We start from the raw sequence: 26,437 nt of genomic DNA, 5'->3' as shown, positions 1-26,437 counted from the left end.
CCTCTCTTAGAATTTACGCTTTCTTGCCGCTTCAGATTTCTTCTTACGTTTTACACTTGGTTTTTCATAAAACTCGCGCTTTCTTGCTTCAGCAAGTGTACCAGTTTTAGAAACCGATCTTTTAAAACGGCGAAGTGCATCCTCCAAAGACTCGTTTTTACGAACGACTGTTTTTGACATTCTCTTTCCCTCCCTCCGAAACATCACACTTACATACTAATTTCAGCATGCAAAAAGAAACCCTTCTTCAGCATGTCTTTTACGATTATAATACATTTTATCACTTCAGGTCAACTATTTGGCAGAATAAAAGAAGAATAGATGCCCTTTCCTGTTCAAAAGCTACGTAGATAGCTATTATCCATTTCCCCTGAAGACAACTATATTTTTATCATTACATCTTCTTTAATGCAGGAATGTACGAAACAACTACTCATTCGACGTACCTGCCTTTTTCAGTACTTAACTTCTCCACGAAAAAAAGAAAGCATGCAAATCGTTTCCGTTTGCATGCTTTTTTATTCCGCTATTTGCCGGGCAGTAAGCCCCCCCCACCTCAAAATTCAGCACAAGCAAAGAACTTAGGTAGGAATCCGGCTGATAATTAGTGGGGAGGAACAAAAACCCCACTGATTAAAGTTTCATTTTATGCGCTTGCTGATTCTTTTTTTACATCATCTTCAAGAACACGAACAAATTGCGCTTCGTTATATGGATAACCAGCTTTCGTAATTTTCACTTTCACTAGCTTACCAATTAACTCTTCTGATCCTTCAAATACAATTTTTAAGTAGTTATCCGTATAGCCTACATATAACCCTTTACGGTCGCCCTCTTTAAATTGCTCTTCCGGAATGATCTCAAGCACTTCCCCTTCAAACTGTGACGCATACTCTTTCGCTAATTGGTTAGATAATTCAATTAAACGATGAACACGATCATTCTTCACATCTTCAGGAACTTGATCTTCCATACGCGCTGCGGGTGTTCCTGTACGCTTTGAGTAAGGGAATACGTGTAACTCAGAGAAGCGATTCTCTTTAATGAAATTGTATGTTTCCATAAATTCTTCTTCTGTTTCACCTGGGAAACCAACAATTACATCCGATGTAATCGCAAGGCCTGGTAACGCTTCTTTCAATCGATCTAAACGCTCTTGGAAAAATTCCATCGTATACTTACGACGCATACGCTTTAATACAGTATTAGATCCAGATTGCAATGGAATGTGCAAGTGGCGTACAACTACTTCAGACTTATCTAACACTTCAATTACTTCATCTGAAATCTGACTCGCTTCAATAGAAGAAATACGAAGACGTTTTAATCCGCCTACTTCCGCTTCCATATCACGAAGTAATCCAGCTAAGTTATAATCTTTAATATCTTCACCGTACCCACCTGTATGAATACCTGTTAATACGATTTCTTTATAACCTGCATCTACTAATTGCTGCGCTTGTTTAATAACTTCTTTTCCATCACGAGAACGCATTAAACCACGTGCCCAAGGAATAATACAGAATGTACAGAAATTATTACAACCTTCTTGTATTTTTAAAGATGCACGTGTACGATCCGTGAAATAAGGTACATCCAGTTCTTCGTATACACGTGTTTTCATAATGTTGCGGACCGCATTAATTGGTTGACGCTCTTTGCGGAATTCTTCAATGTATCCTAACATCTTTTCACGATCCTGTGTACCAACTACAATATCTACACCTGGAATCGCCATAATTTCCGCTGGAGATGTTTGTGCATAACATCCCGTTACACAAATAACCGCATCCGGATTTTGACGAACAGCACGTCTAATAACTTGACGGCTTTTCTTATCCCCCGTATTCGTTACTGTACACGTATTAATAACATATACATCAGCTTTCTTTTCATATTCAGTTCTTTCATATCCACCTTGTTTAAACAATTGCCAAATGGCCTCTGTTTCATAGTGGTTTACTTTACAACCTAACGTATGGAACGCAACAGTTGACATTGATCATCACCCCATCAATTCAAAATGATACGAAGCAGCACTTAACGCATATAACGGCGCCGTTTCTGTTCTTAAAATTCTTGGTCCTAAACTACATGGTACAAATTTATGTTCACGAAGCGTAGTAATCTCTTCCTTCGCTAAACCACCTTCTGGTCCAAATACAATCAATAGTTTTTGGCCTGGTTTCATCGTCGTTAAAGCTTTAGCAAAATTGGATTTCTCACCTTGTTTTGCTTCCTCTTCGTACGCAACAAGACATACATCATACTCATTGCTCATTGAAAGCAATTGCTTAAATGATGCCGGAGCATGCACTTCTGGAATTTCGCTTCTATGCGATTGTTCCGCAGCTTCTTTCACAATTTTTCTTAAACGCTCAACTTTTTTATCAGCTTTTTTCGCATCCCATTTTACAATAGAGCGAGATGCTTGAAATGGTAAAAATGCGGCCGCCCCAAGCTCAGTTCCTTTTTGGAAAATTAACTCTAGCTTGTCTCCTTTTGGCAGTCCACTTGCAATCGTCACGAAAACAGGAAGTTCACTTGACGCCTCTACCCATTCTACAATAGCCGTATTAATAAATTCACTGGTAATTTCATCAATTGAACATACTGCTGTTTTTCCGTTTACACAGCAATAAATGTGATCACCAGCTGACATACGCATCACTCTTGTGATATGATGTACGTCATCACCTACAATGCGAATACTTGTCTCATTTACATATTTCTCTTCTACAAAATAACGTTGCATATAATCACCTTAGTAGAGTTTCGTTCCTTTCGTAAGTCAACACTTACGAAAAGAACGAAACGTTATCATTTTTTCATATAACAAACGGCAAGTCCCTCACCTTATAGTGAGAGACTCCCCTTTTCATTATAAACTAAAATCTATATTACGCATTTCGTGCAATAATTGCTACCCAATCTTCCATTCGTAATACTTCTTCAATTGTAAATCCAGCTTTTTCTAGCGCTTCAGAAATTATCTTTTCCTTCGCTGCAATAATGCCCGATGTAATAAATAATCCGCCCGACTTCACAACTCTTGCTGCATCCTCAGGGAATAAAAGAATAATTTCTGCTAATAAGTTAGCTACGATTAGATCAACAGGACCTTCAATACCTTCTAAAAGACTATTTTGCCCAACAGACACGATATCATCTGTTTTATTTAAACGTACATTCATTTCTGCACTTTCCACTGCAACCGGATCTAAATCATACGCTTGAACAGAAGACGCACCTAATTTTGCCGCTGCAATACTAAGTACACCAGAACCTGTTCCTACATCAATGACAGTATCACCTGGCTGAACTGTTTTTTCTAAAGCACGAATACACATCGTTGTTGTCGGATGAGTTCCTGTCCCAAACGCCATACCTGGATCTAATTCAATAATTTTTTCTTCCGGAGAAGCTGGTGTATATTCTTCCCACGTCGGCACAATTGTGAATGTATCAGAAATTTGTACTGGATGGTAATATTTTTTCCAAGCAGTAGCCCAATCTTCTTCATTGACTTCGTTAACGGTAATATTTCCAGTACCAATTTCGATGTCGTAAGATGGAAGCATATCAATAGATGATTTTACACCCGCAATCGTTTCCTGTAAAGAATCCGTTTGTGGGAAATATGCTTTTATTAATACACCTTCCGCCGGATATTCATCTGGGTTCAATGCATAAATTTCACCATATTGTTGCTCGCGCTCTTTCGTCAACTCCGCTGGATCCTCAATCGCAACTCCACTAGCACCAGCTTCATGTAAAATATGAGAGACAGCTTCTACTGCTTCTTCTGTTGTATGAATACTAACTTCTGACCATTTCACAATTTACCAACTCCATTTTTTATTTCCATTATTCCCCTTTGAAAGCACGTTTAAGCTTTCCAAATAAACTATCATCCTGCTCTTCTTGTCCCGCAAATTCACGTAATAACTCTTTTTGATGTGAAGTTAATTTCGTCGGTACAACAACACGAACGACTACATATTGATCTCCTTGACCGTATCCACGTACGTTCGGAGCACCTTTTCCTTTTAAGCGGAATTCTGTTCCGGTTTGTGTTCCTGCTGGAATTTTTAGCTTCACTTTCCCATGAACAGTAGGAACTTCCACTTCAGCACCAAGTGCCATTTGCGCAAATGTTAATGGCATTTCACAAATAATGTGATCTCCTTCACGCTCAAAGAATTCATGATTTCTCACATGAACAACAACATATAAATCTCCTGCCGGTCCGCCATTTACGCCCGCTTCACCTTTTCCAGATACACGAATTTGTTGACCATTATCAATACCTGCTGGAATTTTAACATTGATTTTTTTACGTTTACGTACTTTACCAGAACCGTGACATGTCGTACATTTTTCTTTAATCATTTGACCAGTTCCTGAACAATGACCACAAGCTTGACGGTTTACGATACGACCAAATGGTGTATTTTGTTCTACACTTACTTGCCCTGATCCTGAACAATGTTTACATGTTTCTTTTGAAGTTCCTGGTTTCGCTCCGCTACCTTTACAAGTATCACATGGATCTTCTACTGGAATCTCAACATTTAATTCTTTACCAAAAATAGCTTCCTCAAACTCTAAAGTAACTTGATATTGTAAGTCAGCACCTTGACGCGGAGCATTTGGATCACGACGTCTACCGCCACCGCCGCCAAAGAACGAACTAAAGATATCTTCGAAACCGAAGCCACCGCCGAAGTCTCCTCCGCCGCCAAAGCCACCGAAACCTTGATTTGCACCAGCATGACCAAATTGATCATATTGCGCGCGCTTTTGATCGTCGCTTAATACTTCGTATGCTTCTTGTACTTCTTTAAACTTTTCAATTGCATTTTCTTCTTTACTTACGTCTGGATGGTATTTTTTAGCCAAACGACGATACGCTTTTTTTATTTCATCGTTTGAAGCACCCTGGCTAAGTCCAAGGACCTCATAATAGTCTCGTTTACTCATAAATTTACAACCCCCGAATCTTTCACATAAACGTAATTTTAACACCGAAAGAAAGTGCTTTGCAACAAAGTTTCCTCACTTACAGTATGCAAAGTAAAAAACTTAAGAACCTCACACTTTTCTTTTCATTCGTGAAAAAAGCCAAAGTCAAGGCACGCTTGACTTTGACTTTTTGTCATCTTACTTATTTATATTACTTATCTTCTTTTACTTCTTCGAACTCAGCGTCTACTACATTGTCTTTCTTCGCGCCAGCATCTTGTGCTCCTTGTGCACCTTCTGCTTGCCCTGCAGCTGCTTGAGCTTGCTCGTATAATTTAACAGTTAATTGTTGTACGATTTCTTGTAAAGCGTCTTTTTTCGCACGGATTTCCTCAAGCTCGTTCTTCTCGATCGCAGCTTGTAATGCTTCTTTCGCTTCTGTTGCTTTTGCAACTTCAGCCGCATCCACTTTACCTTCTAAATCTTTTACAACTTTATCCGTTTGGAATACAAGTTGGTCAGCTTCGTTACGAAGTTCAACTTCTTCCTTACGTTTTTGGTCAGCGTCAGCATTTGCTTCCGCTTCTTGTACCATACGATCTACTTCTTCATCAGAAAGACCTGAAGAAGATTGGATTGTAATAGTTTGCTCTTTGCTTGTTCCTAAGTCTTTTGCACGTACGTTAACGATACCGTTCGCATCAATATCGAATGTTACTTCGATTTGTGGAATACCACGTGGTGCTGGTGGAAGGTCTGTTAATTGGAAACGACCTAATGTTTTGTTGTCAGCTGACATTGGACGCTCACCTTGTAATACGTGAATGTCTACTGCCGGTTGGTTATCAGCAGCTGTTGAGAATACTTGTGACTTACTTGTTGGAATTGTAGTGTTACGCTCGATTAATTTCGTGAACACCCCACCCATAGTTTCAATACCTAAAGAAAGTGGAGTTACGTCTAATAATAGTACGCCTTCTACATCACCAGTAAGTACGCCACCTTGAACTGCAGCACCTAATGCTACAACTTCATCAGGGTTTACACCTTTATATGGTTCTTTACCAGTTTCACGTTTAATAGCTTCTTGTACAGCTGGGATACGAGTAGATCCACCAACAAGGATAACTTTATCTAATTCGCTTGGAGCAAAACCAGCGTCTTTTAATGCACGACGAGTTGGCTCTAACGTTCTTTCAACAAGACCTGCTGAAATCTCTTCGAATTTCGCTCTTGTTAACGTTAATTCTAAGTGTAATGGACCAGCAGCTCCAGCACTAATGAATGGTAATGAAATTTGTGTTTGTGTTACGCCAGAAAGATCTTTTTTCGCTTTTTCAGCTGCATCTTTCAAACGTTGAAGTGCCATTTTATCTTGGCTTAAATCAATGTTATTTTCTTTTTTGAACTCAGCTACTAAGTGGTCAATAATAACTTGGTCAAAGTCATCTCCACCAAGACGGTTGTCACCAGCAGTTGAAATAACTTCGAATGTTCCATCTGCTAATTCAAGGATAGATACGTCAAATGTACCGCCACCTAAGTCATATACTAAGATTTTTTGCTCTTCATCTTGTTTTTCTAAACCGTAAGCAAGCGCTGCTGCTGTTGGTTCGTTAATGATACGCTCAACTTCTAAACCAGCGATACGACCAGCATCTTTTGTTGCTTGACGTTCTGCATCGTTGAAGTATGCAGGTACTGTAATAACAGCTTTCGTTACTGTTTCACCTAAGTATGCTTCAGCAGAAGCTTTTAAGTTTTGTAAAATGATTGCAGAAATTTCTTGAGGTGTATAATCTTTACCTTCAACTTCTACTTTGTAGTCTGTACCCATATGACGTTTAACAGACATGATTGTATTTGGGTTTGTAATTGCTTGACGCTTTGCAACTTCCCCAACTTGACGCTCTTCATTTTTGAAAGCTACAACAGAAGGTGTTGTACGGTTTCCTTCTGGATTTGGGATAACCTTTGGTTCTCCACCTTCCATAACAGCTACACAAGAGTTTGTTGTACCTAAGTCAATACCGATAATTTTACTCATGGCGAATCCTCCTACTTTTATGTAAATTATTGATTTACTTTTACCATTGATGGGCGAATCACACGGTCTTTTAGTTTATAACCTTTTTGGAATTCTTCAACTACCGCGTTTGATTCAAATTCACTATCTTCCACTTGCATAATAGCTTGGTGTTCATTAGGATCAAACTGTTTACCAACAGCTTCAATCGCTTCAACGCCTTCTTTAGTCAACGCTTCTAGCAATTGACGATGCACCATTTCCATACCTTGTAACAAGGATTTCGTTTGCTCATCAGTTGCTTCCACTTGCATCGCTCTCTCAAAATTATCAAGAGCTGGCAAAATATCTGAAACTAGACTTTGTGCTCTATATTTTTCAGCAGCCTGTTTATCCATTTGGACACGACGCTTATAATTTTCAAAATCAGCTTGTAGACGTAATGTGCGACCTTCCGTTTCCGTTAGCTTCGCTTGTAACTCATCTACTTTTTCTTGTAAAAGAGCAGCCTCACTTTTTTCTTCTACAGTTTTTTCACTGTTTTCTGTCGTGACAGCTTCTTCAACTTGCGCTTCTTTTACTTCTTCTACCACTTGTTCGTTACGCTCTTCCACAATATTCACCTCCTTAAAAGGTATTAGGTATTATGCTGAACACAATTCCTTAAGCATTATATATTACACACAGCAATGAAAATTTCATTACTTGAGCGAATGTATTACTCTCATTTACTTTTTAAGTCCATCAGTAAATTGTCTCGTAAATAACTGTAACAAACTAATTACCCGAGAGTATTGCATTCTTGTCGGACCTAAAATAGCAATTGTTCCAAGCTGTTCTTCTCCAATCGAATATGTTGCAGAAATTAAACTGCAATCTTCCATGGCCGTCGCAGAGTTTTCCCTACCAATGTTCACTTGAATACCTACTTGTTTATGACGCAAAATGTCATAAAACTCGGCTTCATTATCAATCATCGTCAGCAAGGATCTTACTTTGTGAATGTCATGGAACTCTGGTTGCGAAAGCATATTTGCTTTGCCTCCAAAGTATATCTTTTCCGATAAAGGAACTTGAAATGTACCATCTAACATTTTTATTGCACTATCGTAATTATGAACATATCCACGTAAAACTGTAACAATCTCTTTAAAGATTTTGTTATGCAGTTCTGCCATTGGTACACCCGACAGCTTTTCATTTAAAATATTAACCATTTTTTCTAAATCTGATAAATCAACAGATTCCGGAACGGTAATCGTTTTGCTTTGTACATGCCCTGTATCAGTTACAATAATAGCGACTGCAGTTTGACGATCAAGCGGTACAATTTGTACGTTTTTAAGTTTATTTGTGCTTAACTTCGGTCCAAGAACAATGGCCGTATAATTCGTAAGCTCTGATAAAATTTGAGCAGATTGCTGTGCAATCTTTTCCGCTTCAAAAATTCTTTCAGCAAATAAATCTTTAATTTGTACAATTTCATCGTTCGGTAAGTTTTGCGGCGCTAAAAGATGGTCTACATAAAAACGATATCCTTTTTCAGAAGGAACACGTCCTGAAGAACTATGCGTTTTCTCAATAAATCCTAGTTCCTCTAAATCAGCCATTTCATTCCGAATAGTAGCTGAACTAAACGTAATTTCATCTTTCTTAGCCAACGTCCTCGATCCAACAGGTTGCGCTGATCCAATAAAGTCATCAATAATTGTTTGTAAAATTAAGAGCTGACGTTCCGTAAGCATCTCATCATCACCTCTGTTAGCACTCTTTGTCTTCGAGTGCTAAATCTATTAATAACTTACCAAAATTGACATTCAATTGTCAACGGAAACGTCACGAAATAATGAAATTTTTTCACGTTTATGGAACATTTAATTAGTCAATCAAAAATGATTGGAATACTTCATTCCCTAATAATTTTCCTTTTCGCGTTAAACGAACATATCCATCTTTCTCTTCAAGCAATCCTTGTTCTTGATTTTTTTGCAACTGCTTCGCGAAAACTTGATTCATCTCCATATTAAATTTCTTTTGAAACAATATTTTAGATACACCTTGTGTTTTTCGAAGTCCTAAGAACAACTCTTCTTCCATTCTTTCTTTCTCCGTCACCGCGTGAACATCTAAATACGGAAATCCAGTTTCATCGATTTTATTGAAATATTGCTTGAGCGGCCCTACATTTTGGATACGTTCTCCATTTACATAACTATGCGCTCCAGCTCCAAATCCATAATACTCCTCATTATTCCAGTATGTGAGATTGTGTCTACTTTCATTATCACCTTTTGAGAAATTGCTAATTTCATACTGGCTATAGCCGTGTTTCTCCATTTCATCCATTACCATTTCATACATTTTTGCTTCATGATCTTCACCTGGAAGTCTTAATTTCCCTTTATTCATTAAGTTATAAAACACAGTTTTCGGTTCCACAATTAATGAATATGCTGAGAAATGTTGTACACCAAGCGTAAAAGCAATGTCTAATGTTTCTTTTACATCTTCTATCGTCTGCCCTGGCAGAGCATAAATAATATCTACATTTATATTTTTAAAGCCCACTTCCTGCGCTTCTCTAATTGCTACAAATGCATCTTCCCTCGTATGCTTACGCCCAATTTTCTCAAGCAACTCATCCCGAAATGTTTGCACACCAAAACTAATTCGGTTCACTCCACCTTCTAGCAATACATTTAACTTCTCTTTTGGTAAATCACCTGGATTCGCTTCAAATGTTAATTCACAATTTGGAGCAAACGGACGTAAGCGACGGTTTATAATATCTAGTAACTTTTTTGTCTGTTCCATATTTAACGCTGTCGGAGTTCCTCCACCAACAAAAATCGTTTTCATACTATCAAACGGTACTTTTTGAACTGTATTTATTATTTCTTTCTCTAAATACTCTAAATATTGATCGACCGGTTGGCGTTCAATAAACACTTTATTAAAATCACAATAGTGACAAATATGCTGACAAAATGGAATATGAATATATGCAGCTTGAACCAAATATAACTCCTACCTTTCTAAAAAGAAAACCTCCGCACTCCGGAGGAATCTTCACTTCTCTAACGTATTACGAATTTGTTCCATTCGCATTTTCCCCCAATCATACATCATTTCAACGATCGGTAAAAGCGACATGCCTAATTCCGTCATATAATACTCTACTCGCGGAGGAATTTCTGGGTATACCGTTCGGTCAACAATCCCATCTTCCATTAACTCTTTTAATTGGTTCGACAAAACTTTATGAGAAATGCTTGGGAATAATCGTTGTAATTCACTAAAACGATGAGGCCCTTCCACACCAAGATGCCACAGTATCACAACTTTCCACTTCCCGCTAATAATAGAAAGCGTCAATTCCTTTTCACAATTAAAATTGCCATTTTGTATTTTTTCGTGAATATCTTTTCGAATATTTTCGGACATTAATAGTCTCCTAACTCTATATCAATCATTCATAAATATAGCCACCTCACTATTGTAAATGAGAGAAGCTACGTTGTCTAAAAAGTAATTTTACATAAAAAAGAAGCCGTATAAACGACTTCTTTTTTATCTCAATCCGCATGAAATAACAATCAATTATTAGTTGTCATCCATTTTCAGTACAGCCATGAATGCTTCTTGCGGTACTTCTACAGAACCAACAGACTTCATACGTTTTTTACCTTCTTTTTGCTTATCAAGAAGTTTACGCTTACGAGAAATGTCACCACCGTAACATTTCGCAAGTACGTTTTTACGCATCGCCTTAATTGTAGAACGTGCTACAACCTTGTTTCCGATAGTCGCCTGAATTGGTACTTCGAACTGTTGTCTTGGAATTAATTCTTTTAATTTCTCTACGATTACTTTACCACGATCATACGCTGAATCACGGTGTACGATAAATGATAGAGCATCGACTTGTTCGTTATTTAAAAGAATATCCATTTTCACAAGTTTCGATGGTTTGTAGCCAATTAACTCGTAGTCAAACGATGCATATCCTTTCGTATTTGATTTCAACTGATCGAAGAAGTCATATACGATTTCTGATAACGGGATTTCGTATGTTAGTGTAACACGTGTTTCATCTAAATATTGCATATCAATAAACGTTCCACGTTTACCTTGGCAAATTTCCATTACAGCTCCAACATAGTCATTCGGAACCATAATTGAAGCCTTCACAAACGGCTCTTCTACACGATCAATAGACTGTGGATCTGGCATATTAGATGGATTATCAACAATAACATCTTCACCGTTCGTTAAATAAACTTTATAAATAACGCTTGGTGCTGTTGTAATTAAATCGATTTTAAATTCACGTTCAATACGTTCTTGAATGATTTCCATGTGAAGAAGTCCTAAGAAACCACAACGGAAACCAAATCCTAGCGCTTGAGATGTTTCTGGTTCAAACTCAAGAGCAGAATCGTTTAACTCTAATTTTTCTAACGCATCACGTAAGTCGTTGTAACGTGCAGAATCGATTGGATATAAACCACAGAATACCATTGGGTTTAATTTACGATAACCTGCTAACGCCTCTGCAGCCGGACGTTTTGCATGTGTGATTGTATCACCTACGCGTGTATCACCTACGTTTTTAATAGATGCTGCTAAGAAACCTACATCACCTACTGTTAACTCGTCACGTTGCGTTGTTTTCGGTGTAAACACACCTACTTCTGTTACTTCAAATTCTTTTCCAGTTGCCATCATACGTACTTTATCGCCAACTTTTACCGTTCCATTTACAACACGGATATATGCAATTACACCGCGGTACGGGTCATATAAAGAATCGAAAATCATACATTGTAAAGGCTCTTCTGAATCCCCTGTTGGAGCTGGTACCTTTTCAACGATTTGTTCTAAAATATCTTCAATACCAATACCAGCTTTCGCTGAAGCAAGTACAGCTTCCGATGCATCTAAACCAATTACATCTTCTACCTCTTGACGTACACGTTCTGGGTCCGCACTTGGTAAGTCAATCTTATTAATAACTGGTAATATTTCTAAATTATTATCAAGCGCTAAATATACGTTCGCTAATGTTTGCGCCTCAATCCCTTGTGCTGCATCCACAACAAGAATCGCACCTTCACAAGCCGCTAAACTACGAGATACTTCGTACGTAAAGTCGACGTGTCCTGGAGTATCGATTAAGTGAAGAATATACTCTTCACCGTCTTTCGCTTTATACGTTAGTTGTACTGCATTTAATTTAATTGTAATACCGCGCTCACGCTCTAAATCCATAGAGTCAAGCAATTGAGCTTTCATTTCACGTTGTGTTAACGCGTTTGTTTTCTCTAAAATACGGTCTGCTAACGTTGATTTTCCGTGGTCAATATGAGCAATGATAGAGAAATTACGGATTTTGGACTGTCTTTTTGCTCTTTCTTCTTTGTTCATCTATGTTCTCAACTCCTAATAGTCTCGCCAATATACACTAGCACTGATTATATCAATAGAGCAGCAAAGATTCAATGAAAACTCGTGCTGCTTACAATACAAATCATTCTATCTATATCTTATGCGAACAAACCATAAGAGACAAACTTTTTTCAAATTTAAAAACGGCTGTCGTACAAAATGGTAAGACAACCGTTCTTCCTGCTACCCTTAACTAAAAATCTCTCTCACTTTCCCAACAACTATATCCGTTCCAAACTTTGTTACTTCATAAGTAGCACTTGCTATTGCCATACCAATTCCTTCTACAACATTAAAGCTTTTTAAGCTTTCTAATTGTTTTTGTTTTTCAGCAACGGAAAACGAACTTCCCAAAATTTCTGATTCAGCACCCGCACCCTCTGTTCCTGTCATATGAGCGATTTGTTCATACGACATTTGCTGATAACCTTTCATACTTTTCAAACCATGATTAGCAAGTGCCACCCCTGCTATTATCATAAGTAAACATAAGGCCGCACTACATATACATAAAAGCGAAAAACGGCTTAAACGATTATCGTCTCTTCCCATCAATGTGTATATGCTCCTGTATTATCTTGGTCAATTTGATGATGCAAGGCTGCATTTAAACCACTCGCTATTACATTCGCCATATCCTCTATGAAAGCATCCACTTCTTTCGGAGTCACCATTAAATTATGACCAAGAGGAGATAACACTTCATAAATTAATTTTCTCTTCTCTTCATCTTCCAGTGTACCTACAGCACCTAAAAACATATTCCGACTCTTTTCATCCGGCATATCTTCTTCTGTTAATTTTTTCTTTTCTCCAAATGTAAAACCGGCTGGCAACAAAGAACGGGAAGGTTTGTTTCCTTCTTTCATCTCCCGTCCAAAATGTTTCAAAATAAAATCAATTGTATCGCTTGTAATCGAAACTGCATCAACCACAGTCGGAACACCAATCGCGATAACAGGAATACCCAATGTTTCTTTACTAAGTTCCTTACGCTTATTCCCAACACCCGATCCAGGATGAATTCCCGTATCAGAAATTTGTATCGTACTATTTACTCGTTCAATAGAGCGGGCAGCTAATGCATCAATTGCAATGACAAAGTCTGGCTTCGTCTTCTCAATGATTCCATAAATGACATCGCTCGTTTCGATTCCTGTAATTCCCATTACCCCCGGCCGAATTGCACTAACAGGCCTAAACCCTTCTTCTACACTTTCAGGCTGCAATTGAAACAAATGTCTCGTTACCAATACATTTTCTACAACGATTGGTCCAAGCGCATCTGGCGTTACATTCCAATTCCCAAGACCAACAATTAAACAACTCGCTTCTTTCGTAACGCCAACCTCTTCTAAGAAATAAGAAAATTCTTTTGCAAAAATGCGCTCTACTTTTTGTTGCAGTTCCGTATCTTGTTGACGTATGCCTTGTACTTCAAGCGTTAAATAACTCCCAGGTTTTTTACCCATCGATTCAGAGGCAATTTCATCAATCGTTACTTTTGTAATGGTAATACCTTCTTCTTCCCTCTCTTTGACAATAACTCCTTGTATCCCTTTTTGCTCTTCTTGACTCTCTTGCAGCATTTCATGTGCCTCTACAGCAAGGTCCGTTCTAACACTATATTTACTTAAATCTAATGGTTCTTTCATCGTATCTCCTCCGTAATTCATAGTAAATATCGTTAGATTTCCCAAAGTTATATAAGGTCATTCTTTCCTTTACGTGAAATTTCATTGATATACTATTGCAATTCTCTTCACCGTTTGATAGAATATCACTTGTTCTATGTTAAGAATCGAGTCATTCGATTGCACCAGGGAGGTGAAAAGTATGGCAAACATCAAATCTGCTATCAAACGCGCTAAACTTAGCGAAGAGCGTCGTTCACATAACGCTTCTATCAAGTCTGACATGCGTTCTGCTGTTAAAACTGTAGAAGCTTTAGTTACTAATAACGATCTTGAAAATGCTAAAGAAGCTTTCAAAACTGCTTCTAAAAAACTTGACAAAGCAGCTCGTAAAGGTCTTATCCACCAAAACGCTTCAGCTCGTCAAAAATCTCGCTTAGCGAAACAAGTAAACGCGTAAGGCGTTTAAAAAACGATCCATTTGGATCGTTTTTTTATATACAAAAAGTTCACGTGCTAAGCACGTGAACTTTTTGTTTCATCACATATGATTTAACCGCATTAAGAAAAACTCAAGTACAAGTTTCTTATCCATTTTTCCAGTCTTCATACTATAATCAGCTTCCGCTAATTCTATAATCACTTTTTTTAATTCTTCAAAAGAGAAAAACTTCGTTTGATTCATCGCTAACTTTACACGATATGGATGCACACCAATATGAGACGCAATTTGATTTTGTCCATAACCACGTTGCTGTAACTCTTTCACTTGATAGAGCAAGCGGAATTGACTTACTAATAACGCAAGCAGTTTAATTGGTTCCTCTTGCTGCGTAAATAATCCATCCAAAATTTGCATCGCACCCGCGATATCTTTTTTTACCACTTTTTCTGTCAAAGCAAACACATTTTGTTCAACCGATTTTGGCACAAGCTCCCCAACGAGTTTCGGTGTAATCTCTCCGCCCATACCGACGTATAACGTTAACTTGTCCATTTCCTTCGCCAACATCGTTACATTACTTCCCACAAGCTCTAACAACAAACTAACAGCTGCATTATCTATATGCACATGCACTTCATCTGCACGAGCAACAATCCACTTCTGAACATCCTGCACTTGCATCGCATTCGCTTCTACTACATCCGTTGTTTTCTTTAATAGTTTTGTAATTTTTTTTCGTTCATCAAGTTTTTCGTAAGGCGCAACAAAAACAAGAATAGAAAATGGAGAAGGCTCCCCAATATATTCTTCTAAAATTTTTATATTTTGCTCTAATTTTTCTTTTTGTGAAGTTAAAAATAGTGGTGATTTTATTAATATCACTTTACGTTCCCCGAAAAAAGGAAGTGTACGTGCATCCTCAACCACATCTTCTAAATACGCTTCTTCTAAATCATATGTCACAACATTAAACTCGCGATCTTCCTCTTCAAGCGCTTCTGTTGTAATAAGCTTTATCGTTTCATTTATAAAAAACGCTTCCGTTCCATACAGTAAATACACTGGAGCAAACTGCTTCTTTTTAATCTTTTTATGTATATCACTCATACTTTTTCCTACTCCCTAACTTGGCAATATATATTTATACTAATGCCCTAGCTTTCGTTTTACAAGTACAAAGGAACAGGCTTTATGACCCGTTCCTTTATTTATATTAAACGCCACGCAATAAGCCCCGGGTTTCTTATTGGTGTGCGGTAATCACCTTCCCTTTATTATTCACAATAAAAATTCGAGTATAAGTGCCAACTGTTAACATGCTTGGAAACAAAAAACTCGCGTTCCTTAATGATCTAAAGTAGTAAAAACGCTCGATTTCTCTTCATATGGAAATTGTAGATTTTTTTCTGACAATATTTTATACTAAAGTGGAATGTTGGGGAGGGATTCTAAATGAATGATTTTGAACAGAACGTTCAAAGTAAACGCAATGACGCTATTGATTCAGGGGTAGGATTTATCGTCTCATTTGGTTTTTTCGCAACACTTTTCATCATTGCAACTGTTATTAAATTTATCGGTTCTTAAAGACTGCTGCTTACTGGCAGTCTTCTTTTTTATCTATCATGTGTTTCATCATATGTGATTTTGCTACGAAAGGTTCCGTGTTCCACTTTAAAAACATAGGAAATAGCGCCTTGCTTATCCGTACGCCATATTTCAATCCCCATCTTCTCCAAACGCTCTATCACTTCCTTATGAGGATGCCCATACCTATTACGCTCACCGACAGAAATAATCGCTACATCAGGCTGTACAGCGCTCAAAAAAGGCACTATAGATGACGTATTACTCCCATGATGAGCAACCTTTAAAACATCCGCCCGTAAATCTGGATACGTAGCTATTAAAAATTTCTCTCCTTCTTCTTCTAAATCACCTGTAAACAGCCACGTTGCCCCTCCTAATTTTGCCCATATTACAATTGAAGCATTATTTTCACTTCTCGCTTTTCCTGTTGGAGCTAACACAAAAAATTCCGCTTCATTTACGCTCCAACTCTCTCCTTCCCCCACTTCACTTATTTTCACTTCCTTTTCTAATGCCTGTTTCTTTAATACTTTTTCTAATACCGCATCTTGTTCTTTTCGGCCAAATACAACTTCTTTTACGGTTATATTTGATAATAACTCTTGCGCAGCACCTATATGATCCGCATCTCCATGCGTTACAATTAATTTATCAATTGTTTTAATCCCTTCCTTTTGTAAATAAGGGATTAAAATATCATTTCCAACAGAAAATTCATGCTTTTTCCGTTGCCATTCTTCCTTATTTGCACGCATTGTGCCACCGGTATCAATGAGGTAAATCTCTTTATCGTACGGGAGGCGAATTAAAATTGCGTCTCCCTGTCCAACATCAAGAAATGTAACACTCCCACTTTCTCGAAAATACGGATATACATAATGACATGTACAAACGAAAAGAAATATACCCGAAGCTACGAACATAATTTTCTTCGACACCCGCCTTTCCCAAACCATCAATATACTAACAATACTCGCGTAATATAGAGCTACAAGAAGTATAGATGTTTGCCCGAAAACAAGGCGGATAAACGGTAAATTTTCACAATAACTTAGAAAATCATTAGAAAGATTCAAACCTATTGATAGTACATTCGCAAGTCCTTTCGCAAGAAACGGGACGATCGGTATACATACCAAAACGATAATACTACACGGCAATACAATAAGAGATAGAAACGGAACGTATAGGATATTAAGAAAAATACTATATGGAGAAAAATAACCGAAGTGATATAACAAAATCGGAGTACTAACGAGTTGTGAAATAAAAGAAATATAAATGGAATTTCCGATTACTCCATTACTACTATCTAGTAAAAGCGGGGCTGACAAAAGCAAGGCGAAACTACCAACGAACGAAAACTGAAAGCCAATATTAAAGACAAGATACGGATCAAATATAAGCATACATATAGCTGTAACGCTTAAAGCATCTAAGCTAGATAAACGAATAGAACATATGAAAGCAATCAACATCAACACTCCTGTTATAGAAGCTCTTATAACAGACGGTGATGCTCCTGCTAAAATCATATATAGAGGAATGCAAAAGATAAGACATACTGTCGCTATCTCCCTCGTCACACCACTTCTTAGCAAAATAAAATACACAATCACCATTAACAATACGATATGCGATCCTGAAATCGCCAACAAATGTACAAGACCAAATTGCTGATATTGCTCTTCAACTTCAAATGTCATTTGTTGTCTATCACCAAATACTAATGCATTCATAAAAGCACCTGATTGCTCCGGAAACATTTCTGTAACGCCCGAGATTGCTTGCTGTCTCAAAAGAAGAATCCATTGCACGAGTGACAACGATGTTTTTTGGCATTCAGAAATATATGTAGCCTCCAATATGAAATGAATATTTTGCTTATACAAATAATCACGATAATTAAAACCATGAAAGTTCCGAGCTATTGGTGGTTCTTTCCTCTCACCTTCGAATACACATGATACTCCTGCATGTAATTGTCGCAGTTGTTTCTTTTCCAAGGCCGATTTAATTTTGTAACTTAACTGCACTATATTTTTATTGTGATCTTCAACTTGAAATGTTAGGCGATCCCCGTTAATAAGAGGTGTATTTTGTATTAGCCCCCTTGTAACTTCGTAAGACTCTCCTAGAGGCTTGTTTTGTCCTTGAATATACGTAGTGTACATAGCGCCACTAAAACACGCTAACATACAAAAAAAGAAGGTTTTACGCGAAGTACGGTATAAACAATAGAAAACATACAAAACGAGACAACAAGTCAGCAGTAAAACTGAAGTGGAAAAGGCAATTGCAATCCCTATGATAAATGAGATTGCAACATAACCCCATTGTCCATACAACTATACTCACTCCTTATAGCATCATTTTTGCTTTCGTGAATACATGCTGTAATTCTTCCATTGATAAGTTTTCTTTTTCTAAAGATGCAAATAGTTCTTTTAACTCCATATGACGCTTTTGATCCTCTAATGCTGCAATATTATATTCTAGCGGAACGTGTTTCACTGTTACATTCGCTTTTTCAAATAACTCTACGGCATATGGATGATTTTTATAATCCTGCGCATAATAAACTGCTGTAATACCACTTTGAATAATCGCCTTACAGCATTGTAAACAAGGGAAATGCGTAACATAAATTTCCGCTTCCTCCGTTTTCACACCGAATTTTGCACACTGTAATAAAGCATTCATTTCTGCGTGAATTGTACGAACACAATGATTATCAATAACGTAGCATCCATCATCTATACAATGTACGCCACCTTTAATTGAACCATTATATCCACCAGCAATAATTCGTTTATCACGAACGATTGTCGCTCCTACTGCAAGCCTTGTACATGTACTACGTAAAGATAGCAGATGGCTTTGCGTCATAAAATATTGATCCCATGAAATTCGTTCCATATTTTTCACCTACTTTTTTGTCTACTTGTAGTGTAGCGAATGAAGAAAAACTTCGTCAATCTTTTACGGAATAATAATTTGATCTTTTATTTTTTCCAATGACTTCACACCGATCCCATCAATCTCTAACAAATCTTCTATTTTCTGAAAAGGACCATGTTCTTCTCGATATTTCAAAATACTTTCTGCTTTCCGAGAACCAATGCCTGTAATTTTTTCAAGTTGTTCTTTAGAAGCCGCATTTATTTGAACTTTCCCCTCCCCCTTTGAAATAGCAGCTACCTCTTGCACTTGTTCGTTTTCATTCGGTACATAAAGGATCATTTGGTCTTGTACCATTTGTGCTAAATTCACCTTCTTCCTATCTGCCTCGGGTAAAAAACCACCTGCCTTTTCAATAGCATCCTTGACCCGGTCCCCTTCTTTCATTTCATACACCCCCTCTTTAACAACAGCCCCTTTCATATCAATTACAATTATTTTTTTCTGCTGCTTTGCATCCGATATTTTTGGTTTACTTTTCTTCTCTAGCTCTTTCGCTTGAACATCCGTTGCAATGACCGTTCGCTCTGTATGCTGGTTCGTTTTCCAAAAAAGAAGAAAAAGTACAGTTCCAATAATAGCTACTAATCCTAACCATTTCTTTGGAAAATCCCACATCATTTTACACCTCTAATCATAAATTTATAACATCATTCATATTGTTTAGGAGAAAGCTGTTACGAAGGAGGGATGAAACATTGAACATAGGAATTATAGGGACAGGGAACATGGGGAATATACTAATCGACGCATTTTTAGAAACCCGTGCTGTCAAACCTTCGTGCCTTACAATGATTAATCGAACGCCCGCCAAAGCATATCATATAAAGGAAAAACACCCTTCTGTTCATATAGCCAAAACTATCGATGAGGTAATCGAACGATCACATCTTATTTTTATTTGCGTAAAGCCGATAGATATATACCCGATCCTACAAAAATACGCTGAATATTTTTCTGATGAAAAGTGCTTAGTTTCTATCACAAGTCCAATATCTCCGTCACAATTAGAGACGCTTGTACCTTGCCACATTGCACGTATCATTCCGAGCATTACAAACCGCGCCCTGTCTGGCGCATCACTATTTACATTTGGAAGTAAATGCTCTGAAGAGTGGCAACAAAAGCTATTTCGCCTATTCAAAAACATTTCTACTCCTCTTATGATAGAAGAAGATATAACGCGCGTTTCATCTGATATAGCAAGCTGCGGCCCTGCATTCTTTAGTTATTTATTACAATGTTTCATTAACGCTGCTGTAGATAAAACAAATATTACACATGAAGAAGCCACTACTTTAGTAAGTGAAATGGTCGTTGGAATGGGGAAACTACTTGAAAAAGAGATTTTCACATTGCCTACTTTACAAGAAAAAGTATGTGTTAAAGGCGGCGTTACAGGAGAAGGCATTCGTGTTTTAGAAGAACATGTTGGGGATATGTTTCATAAATTAATTGAGCGGACACACGAGAAATTTGATGAAGATTTAAAATGCGTCGATCAGCAATTCAATAAACACACATAATAAATACGTCATCGTCATTCCAAATCCTTTTTATAAATACTTACTTTTTTACATTACATTTTCACTTAAACTAGTATTTTCACACTTCACGTATATCATCTTCTTATTATGCTAGAACTAAAATTACAACTTCTTTACAAAACAAAAGCAACCTTCTCGGTTGCTTTTGTTTTACCCGTTTTTCTTCGCCATGAAGAAAATACGCTCTGTTTGTTCTGTAACTTCAAGTCGCTCAAAGTCACCAGTGACGCAAAGCACGGTAAAACCAGCTTCTTCAAGCCATTTCGTTAACTCTTCGACCTGATATGCACGTTGCACGTGACATTCGTCAAAACGATGGTACACATCTTCTTCTGGGTCTTGAACAAAGAATGTTAAATCATGTTCTACACTATTTGATTCTTCACCAGGGAAGCAATTCCAAATAAGAGATATTTCTTCTCCATTCACTGTGTATGTTTCATTTTGAAATACATGATGTATTTTATATAAAGAATGTACATCAAATAAAAATAAACCATCTTGACGTAAATGGTGAAACACTCTTCGAAATGTTTCTTGCACTCCATCTTCTTGCAATACATAGTTTAATGAATCACAAAAGATCGTTACACAGTCAAACTCACCTGGAACGTCAAGCTCTCGCATGTCTTGTTGGTAAAAAGGAATAAAGTATCCTTCTCCGCCTAGTTTTTGCTGAGCGACCGTTAACATCTCTTCTGAAAGATCGACACCGATTAAATCGTAACCCTTTTGTACAAGCGGAAGTGTTACATTACCAGTACCGCATGCTACATCAAGAATCTTCGCCTCTTTCATATCCGCTTGCTGTAAACTCTCCTCTGTAAATTCCACCCATTTATCATAAGGAACATCATTCATTAGTTCGTCGTACAACAATGCAAATTGTTCGTATTTCATTGGTCTAGCTCGTCTGTAATATCCTCACGTGGCACATCGCCCCAAAGACGCTCTAAATTATAGTGATTACGCTCATCTTTATGGAATACATGAGCAACTACATCTCCAAGGTCAACTAGTACCCAGCGTGCTTCGTCAAAACCTTCCATACGTTGTACGTCGATTTGGAACTCATGTGCTTTTGATTTAATTTCACGCGCAATTGCTTGCACTTGCTTATCTGAGTTACCGTGACAAATAATGAAATAATCTGCAATTGGTGAAATACCTTGCATATTTAGGACAACCATATCTTCTGCTCTCTTATCATCAGCTGCTTTTGCTGCTAATACTAATAACTCTTTATCTTTCATTTACTAATTTCCTCCTTGATAACTGCGTTGTATGTTTGGAATGTTAATGGATAAATCGTTTGATTTTTTTCCATTAAAAATTGAATTGTTCGCTTTAACGCAAATAATAAAGCTTGATTTATATCCGTATATGCGAGTTTACGAGCTTCCTCCACCCCTGGAAACTTTCGCCCAGGCTCAATGTAATCAGCTACATAAATTACTTTATCTAACATCGTCATTTTCTCATGACCACTTGTATGATATGTAATAGCTTGCAGGATTTCAGGATCCGTAATGCCTACTTCTTTTTCTACTAAGTATGCCCCAACAGGTGCATGCCATAACTCTTTGTTATAACAAAGTAAATCTTTCGGCAAATCTTCACTTTTAATAATCTCTTCCATCTCAGAAATCGCTCTACACTTCGCATAATCATGGAATATAGCTGCAACTTCAGCCTTTTTTTCATCCACACCGTATAACTTAGCAAGTTCAATTGCTGTCTCCATTACACCTATTGTGTGTATATAACGTTTTTCATGCATTTGTTGTTTGACAATATGAAGTGCTTTCTCACGATTCATACAACCCATTCCTCTCGATATACACCTGTACTTTTTCAGGAAGTAAATATTTACATGTTCGCTTCTCTTTATATCTCTCACGCAATAAAGATGAAGAAACTGCAAACTCCGGAATTTCCACAGTGGTGATAGGATAAGGCGTACGCAATGTATAACCAGGTCTTGCAACCCCAACAAACGTCACAAGATCGAGTAACGCTTCAATGTTATACCACTTCGGTAAATACTCAACCATATCTCCACCAATAATAAAGTGAAACTGCACATCCGGATACTTCTTCGTCAATTGTAACATAGTGTCATACGTATACGATGGGCCCTTCCTGCTTAGCTCTTCTAAACAAATAGAAAAATGTTCCTCTGCCTCAGTCGCAAACTCTAACATTTGTAAGCGATTTTCTACACTTGTAATATTCCGCCCTTGTTTATGCGGTGGAATTTGGTTCGGTAAGAACCATACTTCTTCTAAATTCAAAGCGTGATATACTTCATTTGCAATTAGCAAATGCCCATAATGTGGCGGATCAAATGTACCGCCAATGATGCCAATTTTTCTCAAAAGAAACGCCCCTTCCTTTTACCTACAGTAACTCTCTTCATTCCTATCCGAAGAGAGTTCACTGTTAATAAAAGTTCAATTGGTTTCGCTCTCTACATCATTACGCACTAACGTTAAAAAATAGCATATGCTATTCTTTTGATCGCGGAAGTTTAATTTGTTTATTTTCTCTAGATTCTTTGTATAAAACGATTGTACTTCCAATTACTTGAACGATTTCAGCACGTGCGCCTTTTGCAAGTTCTTCTGCAACTTCACGACGATCGAATTCACAGTTTTGTAGCACACTTACTTTAAATAGTTCACGAACTTCTAAAGTATCTGCGATTTGTTTAATCATATTTTCATTTACTCCGCCTTTTCCTACTTGAAAAATAGGTGTTAAATGATGTGCTTGTGCACGTAAAAATCTTTTTTGTTTTCCTGTTAACATATATGTTAGCCTCCAAGCTTTCTTATAACTAATTGTTTCATTCTATCGATATTCGGTACACGCCCTGTCCACATTTCAAATGCAAGCGCACCTTGATAAACAAACATATCAATACCATTTTGAATCATTGCACCTTGCTCTTTTGCCTCACATAAAATTTTCGTTTCAAATGGATTATAAATTATATCTGATACAATCGTCCCTTTTTTTAACGAAGAAATTTGTAATGGCGTATATTCGACGCGTGGATGCATACCTATTGTTGTCGTCTGAATGATAATATCATAATTTCCTTGTTCTTCTGTTGCTTTTTCTAACGATAAAGCAACAGAATTAACAGTAGCCGTACATGCAGCAATAAGTTCTTTCGCCTTATCTGCTGTACGATTAGCCACATCAATCTCTTTCACACCTACATCAGCAAGAGAAAAATAAATAGCTCGACTAGCACCACCTGCGCCAAGCAATAAAATACGTTTCTCCTGAAGTGGTTCACTACTAATTGACTGCAGCGCTCGGACAAAACCAATTCCATCTGTATTGTAGCCAATCAATTTTCCATCCTTATGAACCACTGTATTTACTGCACCAATTTGTTTTGCTAGCGGGTCAATCTCATCCAAATAATCCATAATAGCAACTTTGTGCGGCGTTGTTACATTAAATCCTGAAATACCTAATGCTTTTAAACCTCTTACTGCTTCCCCTAGCACTTCCTCTTTAACAAGAAATGCATGATAATGGGCATCCATATTCAAGTGTTCAAATGCATCGTTATGCATAACAGGCGATAATGAATGTCCAATTGGATTTCCGATTACACCATATAATTGTTTCATAAATCCCTCTCCATATTAAATTAAAGATTTACGTAGCGAAACACTTACTCCTTTTGGTACGTGTGCAACAATTTTTGCTCCCGGTTCGTTCACAGTAACCCATCCTAATCCAGAGAATACAACATCCGTTTTTGGTTCACGAATATTAAATTCGTATTTCACTAACTCTGGCATATTTTCTAATTCTTCTGGTGTTGGCGGGCTTAGTAAATCCCCAGCATGATTTTTATACAATTCATCTGCTTTCTCAAGCTTTGTACGATGGATTGTTAAACGATTCGAGAAGTGACAAGTAAATGCACGACGACCACCACTTACATAATCAAAACGTGCCAATCCACTGAAGAATAATGTTTGTTCTTCATTTAATTGGAACACCATTGGCTTAATTTCTTTTGTTGGTGTAATAAGCTTTAAGCTTTCTTTTCCAACATAATGAGCCATTTGATGGTGGTTAATAATACCTGGCGTATCATATAAAGAAGATTCTTCGTCTAACGGAATATCAATTAAATCAAGTGTTGTTCCTGGGAAATGAGATGTTGTAATTACATTTTCAGTCTCATCACTAAATTCTTTAATCATACGATTAATAAATGTTGATTTTCCTACATTCGTACATCCAACAACGTAAACATCTTTTCCGCCGCGGTAATACTCAATAGCATCTGCCAGCTCAGCAATCCCTTGCCCTTTCGCTGCACTAATTAAAAAGACATCTTCTGGCTTTAATCCTAGCTGCTTTGCACTATAGCGCATCCAATGCTTTACTTTATCATGTTTTACTGACTTAGGAATTAAATCAGCTTTATTTCCAACAAGTAATACTTTATTATTTCCCACGAAACGATGTAGGCCAGGTAACCAGCTACCATTAAAATCAAAAATATCTACAATTTTAACTACTAGCGCATCCGATTTTCCAATTCCATTTAGAATACGTAGGAAGTCATCATCTGTTAATGATACATCTTGAATTTCGTTATAATGTTTCAAGCGAAAACAGCGTTGACAAATTACTTGTTCTTTCTCTAAAGATGAGGTAGGAGCATATCCCACTTCGTTTTTATCTTCTGTTTGAATTTCTACACCGCAACCAATACATTTAATTGTTTCAGTCAAACTTTATTCCTCCCAGTTAATTAAACCTTTTTTCTTCATATTTCTCATAATTCTTCGTTCAATTTTTCGATTAAAGCGCGTTACTAATCCGTCCGTTTGTGCTACCGGTACAACTAAAATTGTATGAAGTCCCACTCGGTTTCCACCTAAAACATCCGTTAGTAACTGATCTCCAATTACTACAACTTCATCTGGTTGTAAACGCATCTCTTGTATCGCACGCTTAAACGCGCGAACAAATGGTTTACGCGCACTATGAATAAATGGAATACCTAATGGATCAGCAAAGTCTTTCACACGTTGCTCATTATTATTTGAAACGACCGTTACTTGAATACCTTGCTCTTTCATTTTCAAAAACCATTCTTCAAGTTGTGGCGTTGCATTTGGACGATCCCATTCAATTAACGTGTTATCTAAATCAGTAATGACACCTTTAATTCCACGTTTTTTCAAATCTTCTGGTTGAACATGATATACATTTTTCACATATTCATTTGGTAAAAATAGCTTCAATTTCTTTCACCTCTTTGAGGAGTTTTCATAAAAATTTTTCGACAACATATTTCGATATATGACCTGTGGATAAAATTGTACACATTTTCCACATTAATTTTTCAGCTAATTTGGAATTTACTAACAATCTATACACATTTTATCCACCTAGGTATGTGGATAACCACTCGTTTGTGACTGTCATATTTTTTTGGTACATTAAATGCAACAACGAATCAATCCTTAAATTATTAGGAGGTGACTCACCTTGAAAACAAAATATATGGAACAGTTGTCTACTGAGTTACTCACTGAGTCTTATTATAAAGCAAAAGAACTAAAATTAAATCCCGACTTCATTTTACTTATAAAACAAGAAATGATTAGACGCTCATTAGAGGACAAGCTTGTCAAATCGTCTTGATTACATATAAAGTGAAATTTTAATGAGCTAACTTGTAAAAAGAGCCATCCTGCGATGGCTCTCGAATAAACAAGTACTCCCATCTAGGGAATTTCATCATTAAGCATCTTTGTCCATAACTCTTGCTTAC

29 protein-coding genes are annotated in these 26,437 nt (G+C 37.2%); 4 read left to right on the top strand and 25 right to left on the bottom strand.

Features of this window, described 5'->3' with window-relative positions:
* Nucleotides 1-6 precede the first annotated feature (6 nt).
* The 13 genes from rpsU to gpr form a co-directional block, all read right to left on the bottom strand.
* Entirely contained in the window at nt 7-180 is a 174-nt protein-coding gene (rpsU, locus tag JDS99_RS10345) for a 30S ribosomal protein S21 (RefSeq protein ID WP_000048061.1), read from the bottom strand.
* A gap of 466 nt (nt 181-646) precedes the next feature.
* Nucleotides 647-1,999 (bottom strand): tRNA (N(6)-L-threonylcarbamoyladenosine(37)-C(2))-methylthiotransferase MtaB, encoded by a 1,353-nt coding sequence (gene mtaB, locus JDS99_RS10340; protein WP_000108688.1) that lies wholly within the window; start codon nt 1,997-1,999, stop codon nt 647-649.
* A gap of 6 nt (nt 2,000-2,005) precedes the next feature.
* Nucleotides 2,006-2,755, bottom strand: a complete 750-nt coding sequence (locus tag JDS99_RS10335) for a 16S rRNA (uracil(1498)-N(3))-methyltransferase (protein ID WP_199695038.1) — start codon at nt 2,753-2,755, stop codon at nt 2,006-2,008.
* Nucleotides 2,756-2,900: 145 nt separating this feature from the next.
* Complete coding sequence (gene prmA / locus JDS99_RS10330; RefSeq protein ID WP_000872122.1) at nt 2,901-3,839, bottom strand: 50S ribosomal protein L11 methyltransferase; 939 nt, start codon at nt 3,837-3,839, stop codon at nt 2,901-2,903.
* 28 nt (nt 3,840-3,867) lie between these two features.
* A complete protein-coding gene (gene dnaJ, locus JDS99_RS10325; RefSeq protein WP_199695037.1) occupies nt 3,868-4,983 on the bottom strand; it encodes a chaperone protein DnaJ in 1,116 nt (371 codons plus the stop codon).
* Nucleotides 4,984-5,176: 193 nt separating this feature from the next.
* The gene (gene dnaK / locus JDS99_RS10320) at nt 5,177-7,012 is read right to left on the bottom strand and encodes a chaperone protein DnaK (RefSeq protein ID WP_000034697.1); all 1,836 of its coding nucleotides are present in this window, start codon (nt 7,010-7,012) and stop codon (nt 5,177-5,179) included.
* A 26-nt stretch (nt 7,013-7,038) separates the two neighbouring features.
* Nucleotides 7,039-7,605, bottom strand: coding sequence for a nucleotide exchange factor GrpE (gene grpE / locus JDS99_RS10315; RefSeq protein ID WP_000392716.1), 567 nt, complete (start codon nt 7,603-7,605; stop codon nt 7,039-7,041).
* A 114-nt stretch (nt 7,606-7,719) separates the two neighbouring features.
* Entirely contained in the window at nt 7,720-8,736 is a 1,017-nt protein-coding gene (gene hrcA, locus JDS99_RS10310) for a heat-inducible transcriptional repressor HrcA (RefSeq protein ID WP_000954947.1), read from the bottom strand.
* Between the two features lie 133 nt (nt 8,737-8,869).
* Nucleotides 8,870-10,009, bottom strand: a complete 1,140-nt coding sequence (gene hemW / locus JDS99_RS10305; protein WP_000249446.1) for a radical SAM family heme chaperone HemW — start codon at nt 10,007-10,009, stop codon at nt 8,870-8,872.
* A 51-nt stretch (nt 10,010-10,060) separates the two neighbouring features.
* On the bottom strand, nt 10,061-10,435 hold the full coding sequence (locus tag JDS99_RS10300) for a winged helix-turn-helix transcriptional regulator (RefSeq protein ID WP_001293536.1): 375 nt from the start codon (nt 10,433-10,435) through the stop codon (nt 10,061-10,063).
* 159 nt (nt 10,436-10,594) lie between these two features.
* Complete coding sequence (gene lepA / locus JDS99_RS10295) at nt 10,595-12,418, bottom strand: elongation factor 4 (RefSeq protein ID WP_001030960.1); 1,824 nt, start codon at nt 12,416-12,418, stop codon at nt 10,595-10,597.
* Nucleotides 12,419-12,628: 210 nt separating this feature from the next.
* Entirely contained in the window at nt 12,629-12,994 is a 366-nt protein-coding gene (locus JDS99_RS10290; RefSeq protein ID WP_002107663.1) for a YqxA family protein, read from the bottom strand.
* The gene (gene gpr, locus JDS99_RS10285; protein ID WP_000662625.1) at nt 12,991-14,094 is read right to left on the bottom strand and encodes a GPR endopeptidase; all 1,104 of its coding nucleotides are present in this window, start codon (nt 14,092-14,094) and stop codon (nt 12,991-12,993) included. The genes JDS99_RS10290 and gpr overlap by 4 nt, the downstream gene beginning before the upstream one ends.
* 181 nt (nt 14,095-14,275) lie before the next feature.
* On the opposite strand from gpr, the gene rpsT reads away from it, so the two are divergent.
* Nucleotides 14,276-14,533: a 30S ribosomal protein S20 gene (rpsT, locus tag JDS99_RS10280; protein WP_199695036.1), complete on the top strand. Its 258-nt coding sequence runs from the start codon at nt 14,276-14,278 to the stop codon at nt 14,531-14,533.
* Nucleotides 14,534-14,614: 81 nt separating this feature from the next.
* Here rpsT and holA read toward each other — a convergent pair whose 3' ends face one another.
* A complete protein-coding gene (holA, locus tag JDS99_RS10275; protein WP_199695035.1) occupies nt 14,615-15,625 on the bottom strand; it encodes a DNA polymerase III subunit delta in 1,011 nt (336 codons plus the stop codon).
* A 345-nt stretch (nt 15,626-15,970) separates the two neighbouring features.
* On the opposite strand from holA, the gene JDS99_RS10270 reads away from it, so the two are divergent.
* Nucleotides 15,971-16,105 carry a YqzM family protein gene (locus JDS99_RS10270; RefSeq protein ID WP_000997609.1) on the top strand — a complete coding sequence of 45 codons (135 nt, stop codon included), beginning with the start codon at nt 15,971-15,973 and terminating at the stop codon, nt 16,103-16,105.
* 29 nt (nt 16,106-16,134) lie between these two features.
* On the opposite strand, the gene JDS99_RS10265 is transcribed toward JDS99_RS10270, so the two are convergent.
* From JDS99_RS10265 to JDS99_RS10255, 3 genes are all read right to left on the bottom strand, one after another.
* The gene (locus JDS99_RS10265; RefSeq protein ID WP_199695034.1) at nt 16,135-18,456 is read right to left on the bottom strand and encodes a DNA internalization-related competence protein ComEC/Rec2; all 2,322 of its coding nucleotides are present in this window, start codon (nt 18,454-18,456) and stop codon (nt 16,135-16,137) included.
* 13 nt (nt 18,457-18,469) lie between these two features.
* On the bottom strand, nt 18,470-19,027 hold the full coding sequence (locus tag JDS99_RS10260; protein WP_000439786.1) for a ComE operon protein 2: 558 nt from the start codon (nt 19,025-19,027) through the stop codon (nt 18,470-18,472).
* Nucleotides 19,028-19,090: 63 nt separating this feature from the next.
* Complete coding sequence (locus JDS99_RS10255; protein WP_060488256.1) at nt 19,091-19,690, bottom strand: helix-hairpin-helix domain-containing protein; 600 nt, start codon at nt 19,688-19,690, stop codon at nt 19,091-19,093.
* Between the two features lie 77 nt (nt 19,691-19,767).
* On the opposite strand from JDS99_RS10255, the gene comER reads away from it, so the two are divergent.
* The gene (gene comER / locus JDS99_RS10250) at nt 19,768-20,595 is read left to right on the top strand and encodes a late competence protein ComER (protein ID WP_087985265.1); all 828 of its coding nucleotides are present in this window, start codon (nt 19,768-19,770) and stop codon (nt 20,593-20,595) included.
* 171 nt (nt 20,596-20,766) lie between these two features.
* Here the strand turns inward: comER and JDS99_RS10245 are convergent, their stop codons facing one another.
* From JDS99_RS10245 to JDS99_RS10210, 8 genes are all read right to left on the bottom strand, one after another.
* Nucleotides 20,767-21,516, bottom strand: coding sequence for a class I SAM-dependent DNA methyltransferase (locus JDS99_RS10245; RefSeq protein ID WP_199695033.1), 750 nt, complete (start codon nt 21,514-21,516; stop codon nt 20,767-20,769).
* Nucleotides 21,513-21,869 carry a ribosome silencing factor gene (gene rsfS / locus JDS99_RS10240; RefSeq protein WP_000653210.1) on the bottom strand — a complete coding sequence of 119 codons (357 nt, stop codon included), beginning with the start codon at nt 21,867-21,869 and terminating at the stop codon, nt 21,513-21,515. The genes JDS99_RS10245 and rsfS overlap by 4 nt, the downstream gene beginning before the upstream one ends.
* Nucleotides 21,866-22,435 carry a bis(5'-nucleosyl)-tetraphosphatase (symmetrical) YqeK gene (gene yqeK / locus JDS99_RS10235; protein ID WP_001078363.1) on the bottom strand — a complete coding sequence of 190 codons (570 nt, stop codon included), beginning with the start codon at nt 22,433-22,435 and terminating at the stop codon, nt 21,866-21,868. Before yqeK ends, rsfS begins: the two co-directional genes overlap by 4 nt.
* The gene (gene nadD, locus JDS99_RS10230; protein ID WP_060488253.1) at nt 22,425-22,994 is read right to left on the bottom strand and encodes a nicotinate-nucleotide adenylyltransferase; all 570 of its coding nucleotides are present in this window, start codon (nt 22,992-22,994) and stop codon (nt 22,425-22,427) included. The genes yqeK and nadD overlap by 11 nt, the downstream gene beginning before the upstream one ends.
* 130 nt (nt 22,995-23,124) lie before the next feature.
* Nucleotides 23,125-23,427, bottom strand: coding sequence for a ribosome assembly RNA-binding protein YhbY (yhbY, locus tag JDS99_RS10225; protein WP_000955225.1), 303 nt, complete (start codon nt 23,425-23,427; stop codon nt 23,125-23,127).
* Nucleotides 23,428-23,432: 5 nt separating this feature from the next.
* Nucleotides 23,433-24,266, bottom strand: coding sequence for a shikimate dehydrogenase (gene aroE, locus JDS99_RS10220; RefSeq protein WP_000812092.1), 834 nt, complete (start codon nt 24,264-24,266; stop codon nt 23,433-23,435).
* 15 nt (nt 24,267-24,281) lie between these two features.
* Nucleotides 24,282-25,388: a ribosome biogenesis GTPase YqeH gene (gene yqeH / locus JDS99_RS10215; protein ID WP_048541493.1), complete on the bottom strand. Its 1,107-nt coding sequence runs from the start codon at nt 25,386-25,388 to the stop codon at nt 24,282-24,284.
* Nucleotides 25,389-25,391: 3 nt separating this feature from the next.
* Nucleotides 25,392-25,904 (bottom strand): YqeG family HAD IIIA-type phosphatase, encoded by a 513-nt coding sequence (locus JDS99_RS10210; RefSeq protein WP_000765310.1) that lies wholly within the window; start codon nt 25,902-25,904, stop codon nt 25,392-25,394.
* Between the two features lie 247 nt (nt 25,905-26,151).
* Here JDS99_RS10210 and sda point away from each other — a divergent pair, with 247 nt between their 5' ends.
* Entirely contained in the window at nt 26,152-26,307 is a 156-nt protein-coding gene (gene sda / locus JDS99_RS10205) for a sporulation histidine kinase inhibitor Sda (RefSeq protein ID WP_000853283.1), read from the top strand.
* Nucleotides 26,308-26,437: the final 130 nt, after the last annotated feature.

This window comes from Bacillus cereus group sp. N6 (genome assembly GCF_016483705.1).
Taxonomy (GTDB): Bacteria; Bacillota; Bacilli; order Bacillales; family Bacillaceae_G; genus Bacillus_A; species Bacillus_A wiedmannii.
The sequence above is the reverse complement of the archived record's forward strand: the minus strand, read 5'-3'. Positions and strand labels throughout refer to the sequence as shown.